The 585-nt window shown below is 66.0% G+C and carries 1 pseudogene; it reads left to right on the top strand.

The features are described from left to right. Positions 1-58: 58 nt before the first annotated feature. A pseudogene (locus tag ACRYR9_RS19890) lies at positions 59-585 on the top strand (hypothetical protein); the annotation flags it as partial.

Below are 585 nucleotides of genomic sequence, written 5' to 3'. Positions count from 1 at the left end.
GGGCGCTCAGCGAACCGACCAGAGCTGGAAACTCAACGTCAACGAGGTTCACCCGTAAATGGCCGACATTTCTGACGTCTCCGCGGCGCTGGTGACGACGATTGCCGGCATCGTGTACCCGAACGGGACGAGCCAGCCGTCGATTACCGGCGCGCCAGTGTTGGTGTATAGCGGATGGCCGGATTCGGGTCAGCTGCGCACGTATCTCTCCGCCGGCAACGTTCACGTGTCGGTCTTCCCGCAGCCGAACATGCTGCGCGTGGTCGATTCGAGCATGTCGGACTGGTCGACGCCGACGGCGCCGGTCAATACCGTCACCCTGACACTATCCGGCCAGGCCGTGACGGTCGGCGGATCGGTCAGCACGCCGCAGAACGCAGCGCTGGTGGTCGACAACAAGGCATACGTTTATGCGGTGCAGGCTGGCGACACGCTGGCCAGCATCGCAACCGCGCTTGCGGCACTGGTAAACGTTGACCAGACGGCGACGGCGGCCGGCGCGGTGGTGATGATCCCGGGCGCAAAGTACATCTCGCCGCGCGTCGGCGGCCAGGGCGTCGCGGTGCGCGAGACGCGCCGGCAGGA

Source organism: Kineococcus auxinigenes (assembly GCF_050871525.1).
GTDB lineage: Bacteria > Actinomycetota > Actinomycetes > Actinomycetales > Kineococcaceae > Kineococcus.
Note: the sequence above shows the minus strand (reverse complement) of the source record. Positions and strands in the feature narration are given on the sequence as shown.